This window comes from Micromonospora sp. NPDC005324 (genome assembly GCF_040607155.1).
Classification (GTDB): Bacteria; Actinomycetota; Actinomycetes; order Mycobacteriales; family Micromonosporaceae; genus Micromonospora; species Micromonospora trifolii.
This window is the reverse complement of the sequence record NZ_JBEXGE010000012.1, coordinates 133,835-151,881: the sequence shown is the minus strand read 5'-3', so window position 1 is coordinate 151,881 and position 18,047 is coordinate 133,835. Positions and strand designations below refer to the sequence as shown.

The following is an 18,047-nucleotide window of genomic DNA, read 5'->3' as shown; positions in this document are numbered from 1 at the left end:
AGGCGCATTCACATCCGTTGATCCGCACGTTACCGTCTGGTAACTCAATCGACGTCCCGCGATTGAGCCGAAAGGAGTGCGTCGATGCCTGCAATCCCCGCCAGGCCCGAACGCGCGACCCGACGACGGGCCATCACCGTCGCCGTCGCCGTCGCCGCTCTCGTCCTACCGATGCTCGCCGGACCGGCCACCCCCGCCACCGCCGCCGACCGACCAACTGTCCAACCACTCCCCGCCAACCTCGAAGCCATCCGGGCCGCCGAGGCGACCGCCCTCTACGGCAGCCCGGCGATCCGCCCGATCGAACAGCGGCGCACCGCGTTGATCACCATGGGTGACAGCGAGATCTCCGGTGAAGGGGTCGGCAACTACGTCCCCGGCACCCACCAGGACGGCAACTGGTGCGACCGCTCGTACGACCAGGCCGTCTTCCGCACCGGCATCACGTCGGACGCGCAGTACAACATCGCCTGCTCCGGTGCCACCCCCTGGAACCTGATCGCCGGCGGCCCGACCCAGCACAACGAGCTGAACCAGGGCGACCACCTGGGCATCAAGGCGCGCAACACGCACGTGAAGCTGATCTGGGTGGTGGTCGGCGCGAACGGTGACGGCACCATCCAGTTCGGTCCGGTCGCCACCGACTGCGCCGTCCGCCGGGTGTTCTTCCAGGGCGCCTGCTACCCCACCTACACCGACCAGTGGACGATCCGCACCGACGGAAGCCGGCAGGCCGTGGAGTCGGCGCTCACCGACATCCGGCAGACCATGACCAACGCCGGCTACCTGCGGTCGGACTACGAGCTGGTGCTGATGTCGTACCCGAGCCCCGGCAGCCCCGACGTGGAGGACAACCCCAACTTCCCCGGCTGGTACTCCGGCGGTTGTCTGCTCTACCTGGCCGACGCGGCGTTCGCCCGGAACAAGGCGGTGCCGATGTTCGAGTCGGCGCTACGCTCCGCCGCGGCCAACACCGGCACCCGCTACCTGGACGCCAGCCGGCTCTTCCACGGGCACGAGGTGTGCACCGACAACACCTCGGTCCGTGGCCTCTTCATCGAGGTCGGCATCTGGAACGAGAACGCCGCCCGCCAGTCGTTCCACCCCAACGCCCGTGGACACGGCATGTTCGCCCAGTGCATCACCCAGTTCTGGAACTCCGGGCAGACGCGGGCAAGCTGCGTCGACCCGGCCAGCACCGGCGGTGGCGTGCTCTACCCGGGGCTGGTGGAGTTCAAGCAACTGCGCAACCTTGCCACCGGCACCTGTGTCGACGGCAAGGGGTACGACTCCCGCAACGGCACCGCGCAGCAGCCGTACTCCTGCCACGGCGGGCGTAACCAGGGCTTCTGGTACGACTCGGCCCGACGGTCGCTGCACTCGGAGCTGTCCCACGACCGTTGCCTGGACGTCGCGAACAGCTCGATGAGCGCCGGCACCGCTGTCAACATCTACGACTGCAACGGCACCGGCGCGCAGCAGTTCGTCTTCGTGGGTAACCAGATCAGGCCGGCGAGCGCCACCAACCTCTGCGTGGCGTTCGACAACCCGTTGCTGGGCAGCTCTCGCCTGCGGTTGGCGAACTGCTCCAGCAGCACCCGGCAGCAGTGGTCGTTCGAGGCCCGTACCGCCGCCAACCCGGTCGGCTACGGTCACGACGACTTCATCGGCTCCCGCGTCTACTGACGAGAGCAGGGGCCCTGGCGTCGACCAGGGCCCCTGCTCTCACTTCGCGCGGGGAACGAGGATGAGCCGGGCCACGCCCTTGTCGCCGTCCTTCGCGCCGGCGACGCCGAGCGTCGCGCCGACAGTGACCTGGCTCGGCTGCACTGTGGCCCGCCGCTCGACGACCCGCAGGTCGTCGCCGAAGGTCCAGGTCATGGTGAAGCCGTCGGTGGACTTGACGGTCACCGAGTCGCCGTCGATCGCTGTCACCTCGCCGCGCTGCACGGCGACGGTCTGCGTACCGCCGTCCTTCGTCTTCACCACCGCCTCACCGTGCAGTGTGTTCTTACGCAGCAGCACGCGGGCCTGGCGGCGCTTGCGCCACTCCTCGCCGCGCTTGTCCCGGGCCTTCTCCTTGGCGCTGGGGGACGCACCCGGCGTCGGGGTGGCCGGTGCGGCAACGGTCCGCACGTCCAGGTCGTCGGCGTCGAAACCCATTGCGGTCAGCGCCTGACCCTCGACCCCCATGGCGGCGGCGACCTCGACGGCGACATCAAGGGCGGGCTGGCTGGCCACCTCGGCCGCGCCGCAGCCGCTGACGCCGAGCGCGACCGCTGCGAGCAGTGCCGTGGTGCCGGTGGCGATACCCCAACGTGGCATGACTCTCCCTCTGTCAGTGGAGCCCTCAGCCTTCCCGGGAACGACGAGCGGAGCGTCAGGCCGATGTTCGGGTCAGGTAAGGATCACCGGGCAGCCGGACGGTGAAGGCGGCACCGCCCTCCGGCGCGTGCCCTGCGGCGATCTCCCCGCCCAGCCGGCGGACCAGACCGGCGGCCAGCGCCAACCCCAACCCGCTGCCCACCTTGCGCACCCCCCGGTAACGCTCGTGCAGCGCACCGCGTTCGAAGGCCACCGCCAGGTCGTCGTCGGTGAAGCCGGGCCCGCCGTCACGGACCTCCAACACGCCGCCGTGCGCCGGGTCCGCGCCGCCCGGCCGGACCGCGAGGACCACCGGCGACCCCGGGGGTACGACCCGCAGCGCGTTCTCCAGCAGCCCGTCCAGCACCTGCCGGATCCTCCCCGGATCGGTGTACGCGGGCACCGGCTGACCGGACGTCTCCACCCGGAACGGCACGCCCACCGCCGCGCACCGACCGGACCAGGTCGGCTCCGCGTCCACTGCCAGTCGGGTCAGGTCCACCGGCACCGGTTCGAGGGGGAAGTCGGCGGCCTCCAGCCGGGCCAGTGCCAGCAGGTCACCGATCAGCCGGTCCAGGTGTTGGGCCTCGGCCAGCATCGTCCGGCCGGTGTCCACAGTGTCGTCGGCACCGAGCACCCCGTCGGCGAGCGCCTCGGCGTACCCCCGGATCGCGGTCAGCGGGGTGCGCAGCTCGTGCGAGACGGACAGCAGGAACTCCCGCTGTCGGCCCTCGCTGGTGGCCAGCGCGGCAGCCAGCCCGTTCAGTGCCTCGGCCAGGTCGGCAACCTCGTCCGGTGGCTCGACCGGGACCCGGACCGCACGGTCGCCCGCCCGCAATCGGGCGGCGGCGGTGGCCGCGACCCGGATCGGCCGGGCCAGCCGCCGGGCCAGCAGCAGCCCGGCGACCACACCGGCGGTCAACCCGGCGAGCAGCGGCAGCCAGAGACTGAGCAGCACCCGGGCCCACAGTCCGTTGGCCAGCGGACGGGAGAGCACCACCCCGTTGCCGCCGGGCAGGGCCCGACCCTCGACCAGGGCCCGCTCACCGTTGACCGAGCGGCGAGCCGACACGTTGCGGCCCTGCTCGATCCGCTGCACCACCCGGGGTGGCAGACCCGCCCGGTCGACCGCCCCGCGCCGGATCAGGTACGCGTCGATGCCCTGGTCGCGCAGCTGCTGGATGAGCCGTTCCTCGTCGGCGCTGCGACCCCGGTCGAGGCGGGTCCGCAGCACCTCGGCGGCGAGCCGGGCCTGGGCCGCGAGCGCCTCCTGCTCGCTCCGCTCCGCGCCACGGATCGCCAACGGCACCGCGACGATGGCGGTGACCAGCACCGACACCAGCGCCACAGCGCAGGTGACGAGCACCGCGCGGGCGGTCAGCGTACGGCCGAACCGGGCTCGTCGGGGTGCGGTGGGTGGAGCGGCGCCGACCACCGGCAGGGCCATGGTCGGCGACTCGACGTGCCCGGGGAGGTCAGGCATCGACCGCGTACCCCACGCCGCGATGGGTCCGGATCACGCTCGCCGGGCCGAGCTTCGCTCGCACCTGGGCGACGTGCACGTCCACAGTCCGGGTGCCGGCGTGCGCCGCGTACCCCCAGACTCCGGCCAGCAGCTCCTCCCGGGTGAAGACCCGGCCGGGCCGGGCCATCAGGTGGGCCAGCAGGTCGAACTCGGTGGAGGTGAGCTGCACCGGGGCACCGGCGGCGATGACGGTGCGGCGGGCCGGGTCGAGCGTCACCGGGCCGACGACCCGTGGCCGGTCCGCGCCCTCCGGGCCGCCGGCGGATCGGCGCAGCACCGCGCGGACCCGGGCGACCAGCTCCCGAGGGCTGAACGGCTTGGTGACGTAGTCGTCGGCGCCCAACTCCAGGCCGACGATCCGATCCACCTCGTCGTCCCGGGCGGTGAGGAAGATGACGGGGGTCCAGTCACCGGATTCGCGCAGCCGGCGGCAGATCTCGGTGCCGGGCAGGCCCGGCAGCGCGATGTCCAGGACGCAGGCCACCGGGCGCAACCGGCGGGCCGCGCTCAGACCGGCCTCGCCGTCACGTTCCAGGTGGACGCCGAACCCGTCGCGGGTCAGGTAGAGCCGGACCAGGTCGGCGATGGCCGGCTCGTCCTCCACGACGAGGACGAGCCCGCGATGCGGTGGTTCGACGGTCACCGGCCCATGATTGCCGATGGCGTTGGCTCGGCGCGATCGCTGTGTGTTCGAGTTCGGTAAAGGTGGAACGACGCCCGAAGCGGGGTCAGCTCACCAGGACGGAGCGAACATGCCCGGCCGGGCGGCGGCCGGTGCGTCGCCGATGCTGGCGACGACACGCGCGCCGGGCGGCCGCAGGCGCGTCCGGAACGCCTGGTTGAGCAACGCGTCGAGCTGCCAGACCTGCTTCGGGTGACTGGTCCGGATCAGGAACCGCTCACGGATCCCGTCGATCGCGGTGGCCGCCATCTCCACCGACTGCAGCCGCGGGTCCGGGCTCCAGGTGACGTTGCTCAGCTCGCGCAACTCGGTGTTGAGGTGCAGGCGCAGTCGGTGCAGGAGGCGGGTCTGCTGGGTCACCACCAGGCGGCGGTGGGTGAGTAGCAACAGGTAGTCGCCGGTGACCGGGCGGTCGGGGCGGCTGCAACGGGTGACCAGGATGGTGGCGTCACCGGAGCCGACGCAGCGCCGGAAGACCGGCATGTGCCGGCTCACCGTCTGCACGGCCAGGCCAGCCTCAGCGGCGGCCGGGAGGAACGTTCGGGAGAAGACGTCCATGACCTGCCCAACGACGTCCCCAGCAGGGTGACGTGGGTCACGCGGGTTTTTTGGAAGTTCCACGCCGCCTGTCGCACTGCCTGTCCGACTTCCGACTCGGACGGATCATGGTCAGGAGTTGGGCTGAAGTGGACTGGCGGCGAACAGCTCCTCCAGCCAGCCCGGGACCGCGTCGGCGTACTCGGCGCGGGACTCCTCGGGGCTGTCCAGCGCCCGCCGCCAGGAGAGCGACCGGCTCACCGGCCCCAGACCGATCGCGAGGTCGGCCGCCTCCACGAGGGTCCGCCGGTCGTACCTGTCGGTCCACGCCTCCAGGTACGCGTCGCGCAACCGCACCAGTTGGGCGTCGTCGGCGGCGAGCTTGCCGGCGTGGCCGATGGAGCGCAGGGTCACCAGAAGCGTGCCGAACGGGTGCGCCACCGAGGCGTCGCCCCAGTCGAAGTAGCGGTACCCGGCCGCGCCGGCGAAGATGTTGCCGTCGTGCAGGTCGTCGTGTTGCACTGTCGCCGGGATGCCGATGTCGGCGAGCCGGCGGCACCGCTGCGCGTACGCCGGCAGCTCGGCCCGCAACCGCTCGTGCACCTCCGGAGCGAGCCCGCCCTCGGCGCCGATCAGCAGCGCCTCGTGATCGTCGAGCAGCTCGGCGAAGAGACCGGCCAGCACCTCCGGACGCTGATCCGGCACGCCACCGGCGACCAGCTCGTCGGCGCGTGACGCGCTCGCCAGTTGCAGCGCCGCATACCCGGGCAGCGCCCGCTCCCAGTGCGCCAGGTCCGGGTCGCGCGCCAGCACGTCGCGCAACGACTCGCCGCCGTCGGGCAGCAGCGACCAGCCCTGCGCCGGGTCGACCGCGATCGGCGTCAGCACCTCATCGGGCGTCAACTCGGCGAGCGCCGCGATCAGTACCGCCTCGTGCACGGTGCCCGGGTTGTTGGCCTTGAACCAGACCGGCCCGTCCTCGGTGGGCACCCGCCACACCAGCGACCAGGGCCGCAGCCTCGGCTCCACCAGCCCGGTCACCCGCCGGCCGGCCCGGCTCAGCTGCGCGTCGACCCAGGACCGGGCCCGCACCTGCCACTGCTCGCTGGACCAGTCGGGGGCACGCTCACCGGCGATCGTCGTCACGCTGGGCACCTTAGGCGGCCGCTCCGCCTTCAGGCGAGACGTTTTCCCGCCGCGCGTCAGACCAGCTCGACGATGGTGGCGTTGGCCATGCCGCCGCCCTCGCACATGGTCTGCAGGCCGTAGCGGATGCCGTTGTCCCGCATGTGCTGGAGCATGGTGGTCATGATCCGGGCACCGGAGCCGCCGAGCGGGTGGCCGAGGGCGATCGCCCCGCCGCGCGGGTTGAGCCGCTCCGGGTCCGCCTCGGTCTCCGCCAGCCAGGCCAGCGGCACCGGGGCGAACGCCTCGTTCACCTCGTACACCCCGATCTCCTCGATGCCCAGCCCCGCGCGGCGCAGCGCCTTCGCGGTGGCCGGGATGGGCGCGGTGAGCATGGTGACCGGGTCGTCGGCGGCGACCACTGCGGTGTGGATCCGGGCCAGCGGGCGCAGGCCGTGTCGGCTGGCCCAGTCGGAGGTGGTCACCGCGAGGGCCGCGGCGCCGTCGGAGATCTGGGACGCGGAACCGGCGGTCACCACCCCGTCGGCGCGGAACGGGGTGGCCAGCTCGCCCAGCTTCTCCAGGGAGGTCTCCCGGCGGATGCCCTCGTCGGCGGCGAACTTGCCGCCGTCGGCGAGCGGCACCGCTGTCAGCTCCCTGTCGAACGCGCCAGCGTCCTGCGCGGCGGCGGCCTTCTCGTGGCTGGCCAGCGCGAACTCGTCCAGTTGGGTACGCGAGAGGCGCCACCGTTGGGCGATCAGCTCTGCCCCGACCCCCTGGTTGAACGGCAGCGGCGCGTCGTCGGCGAAGCCCTCGACCCCCCGGTAACGGGCGCGCAACTGGTCACTGAACGGCATGCCGCCGGCCACACTGGAACCCATCGGCACCCGGGTCATCGACTCGACGCCACCGGCGACCACCAGGTCGGCCTGACCGGAGAGCACCGTCGCGGCGGCGAAGTGCAGGGCCTGCTGGCTGGAGCCGCACTGGCGATCGACTGTGGTGCCGGGCACCGTCTCGGGCCAGCCGGCGGCGAGCACGCCGTTGCGGGCGATGTTCCACGACTGCTCGCCGACCTGGGACACGCAGCCCCAGAAGACGTCGTCGACCTGGGCCGGGTCCAGCCCGGTGCGCTCGGCGAGGGCGCGCAGCACGTGCGCCGAGAGGTCGACCGGGTGGACGCCGGCGAGGCTGCCCTTGCGCCGCCCGACCGGGGTGCGTACCGCGCCGACGATGACCGCGTCACTCATGTTTACTCCCCGGTAACCTGGGCTGCCCCGATCCTACGTCGTCGATCGACCGGTCGTCCGGCCACACCGGCACGAGGTGCCGCAATCCGACGGCCGCTGGCATGCTGGGCGTGTGAATGAGACCTCCCCGGCACAGCAGTGGCGGGTGCCGTCGAGCCTGCCGGCGGCGAAACTGGCCGGCGCCGTCCTGCTCGTCGCGCTCGGGCTGCTCTTCGCCGACGGCGACCCGGTCCGCCTCGCGCTGGCCGTCCTGGCAGCCGCCGCGCTGGCCGGCTGGGCGGTACGTGACCTGGTCGCGCCGGTCCGACTGGCGGTGGCCCCGGCCGGGCTCACCGTCATCCACGGTTTCGCCGGCCGACGGCTGCTGCAGTGGTCGTCGGTCGAGGCGATCGCCGTCGACCGGCGGCCCCGGCTGGGGCTGACCAGCGAAACCCTGGAGATCGACGCGGGCAACTCGCTGCACCTGTTCGGCCGGTACGACCTGGGGGCCACCCCGGAAGAGGTGGCCGCCGCACTGCGCGCCGCCCGCCCTGTCAGGTGAGCAGTGCGGCGGTCCGGAAGAGCACCAGCGCGAGCAGGATCAGCAGGATCAGCGCCCCGCCAGCGACCTGCACCAGCGTGCGCCGACCACGCGGCGCGTACGCGAGCACCAACGCCATCAACGCGCCGACCACCAGGCCGCCCAGGTGCCCGGGGATCGAGATGCCCGGCACGGCCAGCGTGAACACCAGGTTGATCACCAGGATCGGAATGATCCGGGAGATGTCCCGGCCCAGCCTGCGCTCGATGATGATCAGCGCGGCGAAGAGACCGAACACGGCCGTCGACGCGCCGACGGTGGCCGCCCGCGGGCTGCTGAACAGGTAGGCGGCCACGTTGCCGCCGAGGCCCGCGATCAGGTAGAGCGCGGCGAACCGCACCCGCCCGAGGTTGGCCTCCAGCGACCGGCCGAGCACCCACAGCGCCCACATGTTGAGCAGCAGGTGGAGCACGCCGTAGTGCAGGAACATCGCCGTGACCAGCCGGTACCACTGGCCCTCGGCGATCCCGCCGAGCGTGTAGTCGGAGAGGTAGGCCCGGCCGAGCACCGCACCCCACTCGGTCAGCGGCGTGCTGCCACCCATCAGGCCGCCGAAGCCGGAGCCGCCCACCGCCGCGTCCCCGCCCCGGGCGGAGGCGATGGAGACCAGCAGGAACAGCACGTTCACGGCGATCAGCGCCTTGGTGACATAGCCGTGCCGGCCGGCCGTACCGCCACCGAAGGCGGTACGCGCCGGCCGGACACTGCGTCGTCCCTCGTTGACGCACTCCGGGCACTGGTGCCCGACTGAGGCATCCCGCATGCAGTCCGGGCAGATCGGCCGGTCACAGCGGGAGCACCGGACGTAGGTCTCCCGGCCGGGGTGCCGGTAGCAGACCGGGGTGGTCGGCGGAGACTCGCTCACCGGGCCGACCCTCCGTCCAACACCACACGGTCCACCGGCACCGGCCGTGCTCCGGAGCGCTCAATCATGCGAGCAAAGGTACCTCGCCAGTCGCTCAGGAAGCGGACCGCTCGATCTCGACCCGCTCGATGACGACGTCCTGGAGCGGACGGTCGCTCGGACCGGTCGGGGTGCTCGCGATCGAATCCACGATCTTCACCGACGCCTCGTCGGCGACCTGGCCGAAGATGGTGTGCCGGTTGTTGAGGTGCGGCGTCGGCGACACGGTGATGAAGAACTGCGAACCGTTGGTGCCCGGTCCGGCGTTCGCCATCGCCAGCAGGTACGGACGGTCGAACCGCAGCTCCGGGTGGAACTCGTCGGCGAACTTGTAGCCCGGTCCGCCCCGGCCGGTGCCGGTCGGGTCGCCCATCTGGACCATGAAATTGCTGATCACTCGGTGCGAGATGGTGCCGTCGTAGTACGGACCACTGCCCGGCTGACCGGTGCGCGGGTCGGTGTACTCACGGTTGCCCTCGGCCAGGTCGACGAAGTTGCGGACGGTCTTCGGCGCGTGGTTTCCGAAGAGCTCCAGCCGGATTGGGCCAGCGTTGGTGTGCAGGGTGGCGTAGACAGCCTCGGCCACGGGTACTCCTCACTCGTTGGTCAGTTCCATGCGGATCCTCCCATGTGCCCGATCTGGCATCGCGGAGGCATCCGAAGGTGGAGGATGACGAAGGAACAACTCCCAGGAGGTAGGACCGTGTTTGGATTCGGGCGGCGTAAGTCCCAGGGGCAGCTGGCTAAGGCCGAGCTGAACCAGAGCATCAGCCACCTGATGCTGGCAGCCAATCACGCCGCGAAGGGCGCTGGCGCGACCGTCGGCCCGCGGGTCCAGGTGGCCCGGGGCTACGTCGCACCGACCGCCGCGAAGGTACGCGACCGCGCGTCGACCGGCTGGGGGACGACTCTCACCACGCTGGCACCGCTGGCGGCGGCTGCTCGTGACGGCGCCGCGCAGGCAGGGCCGCTGATCAGGAAGGCCAAGTCGAAGACCATGCGGATCACCGGTAAGAAGAAGCAGCCGCGTCGTCGCGGCCCGATGATGACCGGCCTGTTGGCGGCGGGTGCCATCGCCGGCCTGGCCGGCGCGGTCGCGCTGCGTCGCCGCCGGGAGCAGCAGGAGTGGGCCGAGTACGACCCGACCCGCAGCACCCTGGAGCCGATGCGCGACGAGGTCGACTCGATCGAGGTGCGTACGCCGTCCGCCGCCCGGGGGTCCGACGGGTCCGCCATGTCCGGCGCGGCGGGGATGACCGGCGCGGGCAGCTCCGCGGTGGCCGGCGGCTCCAGCGCCAGCACCACCGCCCCGGCCAAGCCGACCGGTGTCCGCCCGACCGACAAGGTCCCGTCGGTCGCCGAGGGCGCCACCGACGTCTCCGGTCGGCCGACCGACGACCTCACCAAGGCGCTCGGCAAGGACACGGCCCGCACCAACGGCCGTCGCTGAGGTCAGCAGCAGCGCATCGGGCGCCGGCGAGTGGGTCCACCCACTCGCCGGCGCTTCCGCGTCAGGTGGTGCTCCTCGACCGGCGGCGCTTCCGCCTCGCGGTCAGAGCCAGCCGTTGCGGCGGAACCAGCGGTAGAGGGCCAGCGAGACGCCGAGCATGAGGGCGAGGACGACGGGATAGCCGTACGTCATCTTCAGCTCGGGCATGTTGTCGAAGTTCATCCCGTAGATGCCGGCGATGGCGGTCCACACCGCGGCGATGCCGGCCCAGGCGGCGATCTTGCGCATGTCGTTGTTCTGGTCGACGGTGACCTGGGCCAAGCGCGCCTGGAGGATCGAGTTCAGCAGGTCGTCGTAGGAGTTCACCTGCTCCACGGTGCGGCTCAGGTGGTCCTGCACGTCCCGGAAGTACTTGCGGATCTCCTTGGGCACGTCCCGGTTGACCTGGGAGGTCAGCGTCATCAGCGGCCGTTGCAACGGCACCACCGCCCGCTTGAACTCGACCAGCTCCCGCTTCATCTGGTAGATCCGCTGGATCCGCCCGTGGCCGTGCCGGTTGAAGACCTCGGCCTCCAGCATGTCCAGGTCGTCCTCGATCTGGTCGGCCACCTCCAGATAGAGGTCGACCACCCGGTCGGTCACCCCGTACGCCACCGCCCACGGGCCGTGCAGCAGCAACTCCTGCTTGGTCTCCAGGTCGGCGCGGATCGGGCCGAGCCGGCAGGCATCCCCGTGCCGGACGCTGATCACGAAGTTCGGGCCGATGAAGAGCATCACCTGGCCGGTCTCCACGACCTCGGAGTTCTCGGTCAGCTCGGTGTGCTCGCAGTAACGGGCGGTGCGCAGCACCAGGAAGACGACGTCGCCGAACCTCTCCAGCTTGGGGCGCTGCTCGGCCTTGACCGCGTCCTCGACCGCCAGCTCGTGCAGGCCGTACGTCTCCGCGATGGCGGTCATCTCGGCCAGCTCCGGCTGGTGCAGACCGATCCAGACGAAGCCGTGCTCCTCGCGGCGGGCCGCGGCCAGCGCCTCCGCGTAGGTCCAGTCGCCGGGCTGCCGCTTGCCGTCGACGTAGAGCGCGCAGTCGACAACCGCGCTGCGACCGGTGCCCGTGCTCGTCGGGGCGGGGACGGGCGGCGAGCCGTCGGCGTTGAGGATCCGGGTCATCGCCCGGACCGGGGAGGGCCACGCCCGAGGTCGCAGGCCCCGACCGGTGGTCGACGGTGCCGTCCGGTCCCGCTCTGTCCGATCCGTCATCGCGTCACCTCCCACGCTCAGCTGCGGCTTGCAGGCTACGCCGATAGCGGCCGAGGACCGGTGTGACGGCGGTCGCCTGGGGGCGGCGCCGGGCGGGCCGAGCCGCATCGGGGGGCGTGCGGGGGACGACACGGCCCACCCGGCACCTGTGGGGGCGGGAGGTTGTGCTGCCGCGTCAACCCGGGCGGGGCCGGCCCGGAGGCCGGGCGGTTAACTCCGCAGCTGACGGGGTGACGCTCGCAGCATTGTGGGCCAGCCGGCCGCCCGGAGGGGAGCCCCGGGACGGCCGGCATCGTCGTTTTGTCAGGAACCCGACAGTTGATTTCAGCCGCGGACGGCCTCGACGGCCGCCGCCAGCCGCCGGACACCCTCGTCGATCTTGTCGGCGGTCACCGCCGAGAAGGCCAGTCGGAGCGCGTGCCGCCCGCCGTCCACCACGAAGTCGCTGCCCTTGACCACGGCGACCCCGCGCTCGGCCGCCGCCGGGGCGAGCCTGTCGACCAGCACGTCCTCCGGGAACTCCACCCAGAGGAAGTAGCCACCGTCGGGCTCGACGAACTGCGCCTGCGGCAGGTGCCGGCGCAACGACTCGGCGAGCACCTGGGCCCGCTCGCCCAGCGCCGCCCGGACCGTCGCGATCGAGCGGTCGATGTCACCGGAGACGCAGAACTGGTGCACGATCGCCTGGGACACCATCCCGGGGGAGATGTAGAGGCTTGTCGCGTTCTTCGCGATGGAGGCGATCAGGCCGGCCGGGCCGACCAGGTAACCGACCCGCACACCCGGGCAGACCGTCTTGGTGAAGCTCGACGCGTGCACCACCACGTTGCGGGTGTCCAGCGAGAGCATCGACGGCAGCGCCTCACCACGGAAGCGGATGTCCGCGTACGGGTCGTCCTCGAAGATCGTGAACTCGTACTCGGCGGCCAGGTCGAGCAACTCCCGGCGCTTCTCCTCCGACAGCGTCATGCCGGCCGGGTTCTGGTAGTTCGGGATGACGTGCGCGAGCCGGGGGCGGACCCCGGACTCCAGCAGCTTGCGCAGCTCGGCAGTGTCCAGGCCATCCGGCTGGACGGCGATGCCGTGCAGCTCACTGCCCATCCGCTGGAGGTTGAGCAGCGTCCGGTCGTACGTCGGGCGCTCCACCACCACCGCGTCGCCGGGGCGGACCAGGTGGTCGAAGAGGAACGCGTCGGCCTGGAGCGACCCGTTGGTGACCAGCACCTGATCGGCACCGACCCCGTGCTTCTCGGCGATCCACTTTCGCAGCGGTAGGTACCCGACGGAGGTGCCGTACGCCGTCACCCCCGCGGGGTCGGCGTCGAAGGCGCGGACGGCGGCGGCCTTGAGCCCCTCGACATCGACGATGTCCAGCGAGGGAGCCCCACGGGCAAAGGAGATCAACTGCTCGGCGGTCATGGATGTTGAGCGTACGGGCGACGGTGGGGAACGCGCGGTCGGCACGGCGATGTCCGCATCCTGAGCCACCGGGTCGGGTGACTCCACTCCACCGGTCGGCGGCAGATCAGACCGGAAGGGCGAGCGCGTCGTGCTGCGCGGCCCGGGAAAGTCCCTCCAGCCGCACGCCGAGCGCGTCGAGGAGCTGACTCCAGTCGAAGTAGGAGCGCCAGGCGGTGATCCGACCCTTGCGGGCCCGGACCACGTCGGCCACCTCCCAGCTCACCAGACGGCCGGTTGGCGCGACCGTGCCGTACGGCGAGTGCAGGGTGCCGGTGTGGGTGCCGGTCAGGCGCAGCTCGACCGCGGCGCCACCGCCGGTGCGGACGGCGCCCATCGGGTCGACCCGCAGATCCGGAAAGGCGCCGGTCCAGGTGCGCAGGAGCGCGGGCAGCTCGATCGGACGGACCGTCACGCCCGGCATGGCGTAGAACGCCTCCGGGGCGTAGAGATCCGGCAGCCGGGCCACGTCCCGGCGCAGGAGCATGGCGTACTGCTGCTCGACCAGCCGCTCCGCGTCGCGCATCGGGACCTCCCTCGCGGGCCACGGCATATCCGAGCCCGCAGAGAGAAGTACCCATCGATCCGGCCCGGCACACCACCCCCGGTCAGGTCGTGGCAACCGCCTGGCTCTCCGACCAGACCCGCATGATGTCCCGCACGGAGATCACGCCGGCCACCTCCTGGCCGTCCAGCACCACCAGGTGCCGGAACCCGCCCCGGGCCATCGCGGCGGCCGCCTCGGCCACCGTCCACTCCGGCCCCGCGTAGACCACGTCCCAGGTCAGGTGGGCGCCGGTGCGTTCCACGTCGCAGTCCAGGCCGGCGCCGATGGCCTTCAACACGTCGCGTTCGGTCATGATCCCCACGCCCTCGGAATCCGGGTCGATCACGACCGCCGACCCGACACCGCGGGCCGACATCATCCGGGCCGCCTGTCGGAGCGTGTGCTCCGGACCGACGACGAGGACCTGGCTGGACATCGCATCCCGTACCTGCATCACACATCACCCCTTTGGGACGGTGGCATTCGGTACGGACATGGTGGTCGGTGGATGTTTCCTGGACAAGAGCGGCATCGCACAAGCTGCGGACGCTGGCTACTGTCGAATGGTGTCCACCGAGCCCCTGCGCTGCGCCGGCGCGCTGATCGTCGACCATGACGGCCGCATCTTCTTTCAGCGCCGCTCACCACACCGACGCCTGTTTCCCAACTGCTGGGACATCGTCGGCGGCCACGTGGAACCGGGCGAGGACATCGACGAGGCACTGCGCCGGGAGATCACCGAGGAGACCGGCTGGGTCCTCTCCCACGTCCTGGGCCAGGTGGGCGAGTACAGCTACGTCGGCGACGACGGCCTGGCCCGGACCGAGTACGACTTCCTGGTCCGCGTCGACGGTGACCTCGACCGACCGACGCTGGAGGCCGGCAAGCACACCGAGTACCGCTGGCTGGCCGAGCACGAGGTGACAGTGCTCGACGAGCACCGCGACGTCAACGACGGGCTGATCCGGCGGATCGCGGAGGAGGGCTTCGCCGTCCTGCGGTCGATCGGTCTGTGAACACCGTCGAGTTGGCGCCCCACCGGATCGCCGGGCTGCTCGCCCCGGCCGTGGACCGGGCCTTCCGTGCCGGCATCCTGGCCGGCCGGGACGGTGGTGGCGCCGAGCTGTCCCAACGCTACGGCGGAGTCACGGCGACCGGCTTCCTGGTCGACCTTCGCACCCGGCTGGCCGCACCCGGTGGCACTGTCGACGGGCCCGGGTTCGCGGCGATCACCCGCTACCAGGACCCGGTCGTCTGCCGGCGGACCATGGACAAGCAGGTGGCACACGGGATGATCTACCGCGGCCCGGACGGCGCCCTGTCCGCCACCGAGCGGGGCGCCGCCTTCCTCGCCGAGCTGTACCAGGTGCACGCCGAGGTCACCGAGGAGCTGTGGGCCGGCCACGACGACCGCGTGGCCCGGCTGGTGGCCATGCTCGGCCGACTGCTGTCGTACGCCCTGGTGCTGGCCGACGAGGAGGGGACCCGGGTCGCCTCGTCCTTCGCCGCGCTGGCGCCCCCGTACGAGCCGGACGGCACCCCGTCGGGCGTGCTGCTGCTCAACCGGCTCAGCACGATGCGACACCAACGGGCCGACGCGCACGCTGCCGCCTGGACTGCCGCCGGACACACCGCGTCGAGCATCGCCGCCCTTCCGGCCGGTCCCGAACGCCTCGCCATCGAGTTGGAGACCGACCGGCGGGCCGCCGGCCCGTACGCCGTGCTCAGCGCGGAGGAGCGCCTGACCATGCTGGCCGACCTGGCAGCCTTGCCCGGCTGACCCGGCTGACCCGGCTGACCCGGTTGGCCGGAGCGGCGCACCCGGCCGGCGCTATCCTCCAGCGGTGACGGGAGCAGGACTAGGGAGGATGTCGCGATGATCGGAATGGTGCTCGCGGCCGGAGCGGGACGACGGCTGCGCCCGTACACCGACACCCTGCCCAAGGCGTTGGTGCCGGTGGACGGCGAGACGACGATCCTGGACATCGCGCTGGGCAACCTCGCCGAGGTCGGGCTCACCGACATCGTGATCGTCGTCGGCTACGCGGCGGACGCGGTCCGCGAGCGGCAGGCCGACCTGGAGAAGCGGTACGGGGTCACGCTCACCCTTGTGCACAACGACAAGGCCGAGGAGTGGAACAACGCCTACTCGCTCTGGCTCGCCCGGGAGTACTTCGCGCGCGGGGTGCTGCTGGTCAACGGGGACACCGTGCACCCGGTGAGCGTGGAGAAGACCCTGCTCGCCGAGCGTGGCCCGGGCATCCTGCTGGCCGTGGACACCCTCAAGCCGCTGGCCGAGGAGGAGATGAAGACCACCTTCGACGCCGCCGGTCAGCTCACCCGGATCACCAAGCTGATGGACCCGGGCGAGGCGTACGGGGAGTACATCGGCGCGACGCTGATCGAGCCGCAGGTCGCCGACGCCCTCGCCGACGCGCTGGAGGCGACCTGGCGACGGGACCCGAACCTGTACTACGAGGACGGCTACCAGGAGTTCTCCGACCGGGGCGGGGAGGTGCGGGCGGCGCCGATCGGTGACGTCCCCTGGGTCGAGGTCGACAACCACGCCGACCTGGCCCGCGCGCGGGAGATCGCGTGCCTCTACTAGCTCGGAGCGTCCTCACCCCGCTGCACATCGACGTGCGACGTGGGGCGGTCGCCGACCTGGGGGCGATCCTGGCCGACGGGCGGATCTCCTCCGGGGGTGACGTCGCTGTGGTGGTCGGCCCGGGTCAGGGCGCGCAGATCGCGGAGCTGATCCGACCGTCGCTGCGCTCGGCGGACGTCTTCACCGTCTCCGGCGGAACCCTGGACGCCGCCGACGACCTCGGCGGCAAACTCCGCGCCCGGTCGTACGACGCGGTGGTCGGCATCGGTGGCGGCAAGACCATCGACGTGGCCAAGTACGCGGCGACCCGGCGAGGGCTGCCGATGGTGTCGGTGGCGACCAGCCTCGCCAACGACGGGATCGCCTCCCCGGTGGCCAGCCTGATCACCGACGGGATCAAGGGCTCCTACGGCGTACACATCCCGATCGGGGTGATCGTCGACCTGGACTTCGTGGAGAGCGGCCCGGACCGGCACAACCGGGCCGGCATCGGCGACGTGATCAGCAACATCAGCGCGCTGGCCGACTGGGAGCTGTCCCGGCAGGTACGCGGTGAGCCGGTCGACGGGCTGGCCGCCTCGCTCTCGCGAGCGGGCGCCGAAGCGGTGCTCAACCACCCCGGCGACATGAGCGACGACGCCTTCGTGATCGTCCTCGCCGAGGCGTTGATCTCCAGCGGCCTGGCGATGGCTGTCGACGGCACCAGCCGCCCGTGCAGCGGCGGCTGCCACGAGATCATGCACGCTGTCGACTCGCTCTTTCCCGGCACCGCCTCGCACGGCGAGCTGGCCGGGCTGGGTGCGCTGTTCTGCACCTGGCTGCGCGGAGACCTCCGCCGCTTCGGGGAGATGTCTGCCTGCCTCGCCCGGCACGGTCTGCCCCGGCTCCCCGCCGAGGTGGCGCTCACCGACGACCAGTTCATCGAGGCGGTGCAGTTCGCGCCGCGTACCCGGCCGGACCGGTACACCATCCTCGAACACCTGGCACTGTCGCCTACCGAGACCCGGGAGCGGCTGGCAGACTACGCCGGTGCAATCCGCGACCAGCTTGGCTGACCCCCGTCCCACCGTCGCCGACTTCCACCGGGTGAACCGGGGCGGCGGCCTGTTCAGCGAGTCGATCAGCCAGTGGCTGGGGGCCGTCTTCGCGCTCGTCGCCCAGCGGCTCGGGCTGCGACCGACCGCGTTGACGATCACCAACCTGGTGCTCGGGCTGGCCACCTCGGTCACCGTGGTGGCGCTCGCCGGCCCGGTTGCCGCCGGGGACGTACCGGCCTGGGTGGTCGGCCTGCTCGCCCTGGTCGGCTGGCAGGTGGCGTACTCCCTGGACTGCGCGGACGGGCAGCTGGCCCGGGTGACCGGCCAGGGCAGCGCGGCCGGCGCGCGCGTCGACGTGCTCTGTGACGTGGCCGCGCAGATCGCCCTGGTGGCAGCCCTGGCCGCCACCGCCGTGGCGCAGGAGCCGGGCACGCCGACCTGGCTCGTCGCGACCTTCGCGGGCACCTGGATGGTCAACCTGGTGACGTCGGTGATGCAGGCCGGCCCGAACGCGGCCAGCATGGTCACCTCGACCTCGCTGCCGGTGCGCCTGGTGAAGCTGGTCCGCGACTACGGCGCTGTGGTCTTCGTGGCCGCCCTGGTGCTCGCCGTGGCCCCCGCGCTGGTCCTCTGGGTGATGGTCGCCTTCACGATCGTCAACGGCGGCTTCCTGCTGGCGAGCATCGCCTTCTCGGCCCGCGCCTCCCTGCGCTGATGGGGGGC

The 18,047-nt window shown here is 71.8% G+C and carries 20 protein-coding genes; 8 read left to right on the top strand and 12 right to left on the bottom strand.

Annotated elements, in window-relative coordinates:
• The first annotated feature begins 84 nt into the window (after window positions 1–84).
• The gene (locus tag ABZS40_RS15560; protein ID WP_354943916.1) at window positions 85–1,686 is read left to right on the top strand and encodes a ricin-type beta-trefoil lectin domain protein; all 1,602 of its coding nucleotides are present in this window, start codon (window positions 85–87) and stop codon (window positions 1,684–1,686) included.
• 39 nt (window positions 1,687–1,725) lie between these two features.
• Here the strand turns inward: ABZS40_RS15560 and ABZS40_RS15555 are convergent, their stop codons facing one another.
• From ABZS40_RS15555 to ABZS40_RS15530, 6 genes are all read right to left on the bottom strand, one after another.
• On the bottom strand, window positions 1,726–2,325 hold the full coding sequence (locus ABZS40_RS15555; protein ID WP_354943915.1) for a hypothetical protein: 600 nt from the start codon (window positions 2,323–2,325) through the stop codon (window positions 1,726–1,728).
• Window positions 2,326–2,380: 55 nt separating this feature from the next.
• A complete protein-coding gene (locus tag ABZS40_RS15550; RefSeq protein ID WP_354943914.1) occupies window positions 2,381–3,847 on the bottom strand; it encodes a HAMP domain-containing sensor histidine kinase in 1,467 nt (488 codons plus the stop codon).
• On the bottom strand, window positions 3,840–4,532 hold the full coding sequence (locus tag ABZS40_RS15545; protein ID WP_354943913.1) for a response regulator transcription factor: 693 nt from the start codon (window positions 4,530–4,532) through the stop codon (window positions 3,840–3,842). The genes ABZS40_RS15550 and ABZS40_RS15545 overlap by 8 nt, the downstream gene beginning before the upstream one ends.
• A gap of 90 nt (window positions 4,533–4,622) precedes the next feature.
• Window positions 4,623–5,129: a hypothetical protein gene (locus ABZS40_RS15540; RefSeq protein ID WP_112675276.1), complete on the bottom strand. Its 507-nt coding sequence runs from the start codon at window positions 5,127–5,129 to the stop codon at window positions 4,623–4,625.
• 111 nt (window positions 5,130–5,240) lie between these two features.
• On the bottom strand, window positions 5,241–6,254 hold the full coding sequence (locus tag ABZS40_RS15535; RefSeq protein ID WP_354943912.1) for an aminoglycoside phosphotransferase family protein: 1,014 nt from the start codon (window positions 6,252–6,254) through the stop codon (window positions 5,241–5,243).
• A gap of 56 nt (window positions 6,255–6,310) precedes the next feature.
• Window positions 6,311–7,483 (bottom strand): acetyl-CoA C-acyltransferase, encoded by a 1,173-nt coding sequence (locus ABZS40_RS15530; RefSeq protein ID WP_354943911.1) that lies wholly within the window; start codon window positions 7,481–7,483, stop codon window positions 6,311–6,313.
• A 112-nt stretch (window positions 7,484–7,595) separates the two neighbouring features.
• On the opposite strand from ABZS40_RS15530, the gene ABZS40_RS15525 reads away from it, so the two are divergent.
• The gene (locus ABZS40_RS15525) at window positions 7,596–8,024 is read left to right on the top strand and encodes a PH domain-containing protein (RefSeq protein ID WP_354943910.1); all 429 of its coding nucleotides are present in this window, start codon (window positions 7,596–7,598) and stop codon (window positions 8,022–8,024) included.
• On the opposite strand, the gene ABZS40_RS15520 is transcribed toward ABZS40_RS15525, so the two are convergent.
• On the bottom strand, window positions 8,017–8,928 hold the full coding sequence (locus ABZS40_RS15520) for a rhomboid family intramembrane serine protease (RefSeq protein WP_354943909.1): 912 nt from the start codon (window positions 8,926–8,928) through the stop codon (window positions 8,017–8,019). The genes ABZS40_RS15525 and ABZS40_RS15520 overlap by 8 nt on opposite strands.
• A 94-nt stretch (window positions 8,929–9,022) precedes the next feature.
• On the bottom strand, window positions 9,023–9,553 hold the full coding sequence (locus tag ABZS40_RS15515; RefSeq protein ID WP_354943908.1) for a peptidylprolyl isomerase: 531 nt from the start codon (window positions 9,551–9,553) through the stop codon (window positions 9,023–9,025).
• 84 nt (window positions 9,554–9,637) lie between these two features.
• Here ABZS40_RS15515 and ABZS40_RS15510 point away from each other — a divergent pair, with 84 nt between their 5' ends.
• A complete protein-coding gene (locus tag ABZS40_RS15510; protein WP_354943907.1) occupies window positions 9,638–10,417 on the top strand; it encodes a hypothetical protein in 780 nt (259 codons plus the stop codon).
• Window positions 10,418–10,519: 102 nt separating this feature from the next.
• Here the strand turns inward: ABZS40_RS15510 and corA are convergent, their stop codons facing one another.
• The 4 genes from corA to ABZS40_RS15490 form a co-directional block, all read right to left on the bottom strand.
• The gene (gene corA / locus ABZS40_RS15505) at window positions 10,520–11,674 is read right to left on the bottom strand and encodes a magnesium/cobalt transporter CorA (RefSeq protein ID WP_354943906.1); all 1,155 of its coding nucleotides are present in this window, start codon (window positions 11,672–11,674) and stop codon (window positions 10,520–10,522) included.
• Between the two features lie 324 nt (window positions 11,675–11,998).
• Window positions 11,999–13,093 carry a PLP-dependent aminotransferase family protein gene (locus ABZS40_RS15500; RefSeq protein ID WP_354943905.1) on the bottom strand — a complete coding sequence of 365 codons (1,095 nt, stop codon included), beginning with the start codon at window positions 13,091–13,093 and terminating at the stop codon, window positions 11,999–12,001.
• A 106-nt stretch (window positions 13,094–13,199) separates the two neighbouring features.
• Entirely contained in the window at window positions 13,200–13,658 is a 459-nt protein-coding gene (locus tag ABZS40_RS15495) for an ester cyclase (protein ID WP_328651706.1), read from the bottom strand.
• 82 nt (window positions 13,659–13,740) lie between these two features.
• Entirely contained in the window at window positions 13,741–14,133 is a 393-nt protein-coding gene (locus ABZS40_RS15490) for a CBS domain-containing protein (protein WP_091396882.1), read from the bottom strand.
• Window positions 14,134–14,242: 109 nt separating this feature from the next.
• On the opposite strand from ABZS40_RS15490, the gene ABZS40_RS15485 reads away from it, so the two are divergent.
• From ABZS40_RS15485 to ABZS40_RS15465, 5 genes are all read left to right on the top strand, one after another.
• Window positions 14,243–14,695 (top strand): NUDIX domain-containing protein, encoded by a 453-nt coding sequence (locus ABZS40_RS15485; protein WP_354943956.1) that lies wholly within the window; start codon window positions 14,243–14,245, stop codon window positions 14,693–14,695.
• Window positions 14,692–15,459, top strand: a complete 768-nt coding sequence (locus tag ABZS40_RS15480; RefSeq protein WP_354943904.1) for a hypothetical protein — start codon at window positions 14,692–14,694, stop codon at window positions 15,457–15,459. The genes ABZS40_RS15485 and ABZS40_RS15480 overlap by 4 nt, the downstream gene beginning before the upstream one ends.
• Window positions 15,460–15,555: 96 nt before the next feature.
• Window positions 15,556–16,287, top strand: a complete 732-nt coding sequence (locus ABZS40_RS15475; RefSeq protein ID WP_354943903.1) for a phosphocholine cytidylyltransferase family protein — start codon at window positions 15,556–15,558, stop codon at window positions 16,285–16,287.
• Window positions 16,275–17,342: an iron-containing alcohol dehydrogenase family protein gene (locus tag ABZS40_RS15470; RefSeq protein ID WP_179781433.1), complete on the top strand. Its 1,068-nt coding sequence runs from the start codon at window positions 16,275–16,277 to the stop codon at window positions 17,340–17,342. Before ABZS40_RS15475 ends, ABZS40_RS15470 begins: the two co-directional genes overlap by 13 nt.
• Entirely contained in the window at window positions 17,317–18,039 is a 723-nt protein-coding gene (locus tag ABZS40_RS15465; protein WP_112670539.1) for a CDP-alcohol phosphatidyltransferase family protein, read from the top strand. Before ABZS40_RS15470 ends, ABZS40_RS15465 begins: the two co-directional genes overlap by 26 nt.
• Window positions 18,040–18,047: the final 8 nt, after the last annotated feature.